This is a genomic window from Streptomyces yerevanensis (assembly GCF_000716805.1).
Taxonomy (GTDB): domain Bacteria; phylum Actinomycetota; class Actinomycetes; order Streptomycetales; family Streptomycetaceae; genus Streptomyces; species Streptomyces flaveus.
In genome coordinates this window covers 1-561 of record NZ_JNWJ01000217.1, presented here as the reverse complement: position 1 = coordinate 561, position 561 = coordinate 1, and the positions used below count along the sequence as shown (strand labels likewise).

At 74.5% G+C, this 561-nt stretch carries 1 protein-coding gene; it reads left to right on the top strand.

Translation table 11 applies throughout. The features are described from left to right. On the top strand, positions 1-561 hold a 561-nt coding region (locus tag OP79_RS49135; protein WP_033329828.1), incomplete at both ends, for an ADP-ribosylglycohydrolase family protein.

Here is a 561-nt window from a genome sequence, read left to right as displayed (position 1 = left end):
GCCGCCGCCCGCAGCTTCACCGCCGGCAACGACCGCAGCGCAGGGAACGGCTCGTTGATGCGCACCGGTGTCGTCGCCCTCGGTCATCTCGGCGACGCCACCGAGATGACCGAGGCCGCCATCGCCGTCAGCGCGCTCACCCACCCGGACCCCGACTGCGCCGATGCCTGCGTGCTGTGGTGCTCCGGCATCCGCACCGCGGTGCTGCACGGAACCTTCGACGGCGTGCGCGCCGGCCTGGACCTGCTCCCCGCCGAGCGCCGCGGGGTGTGGGCGAAGCGGCTGGACGAGGCGGAGGCCAATCCACCGCACCACTTCGCCAACAACGGCTGGGTCGTCCACGCGCTCCAGGCGGCCTGGTCGGCGATCACCCGCACTGCCGTCCCGGAGCTGAGCCCCGCCGAGAACAGTTTCCCCGCGCAGCACTTCGGCCTCGCCTTGGAGGCGGCGGTGCGGGCCGGGACGGACACCGACACCGTCGCGGCGATCGCGGGCGCCCTGCTCGGCGCGCGCTGGGGCTGCTCCGGCATCCCGCTGGCGTGGCAGCAGGTCGTGCATGGC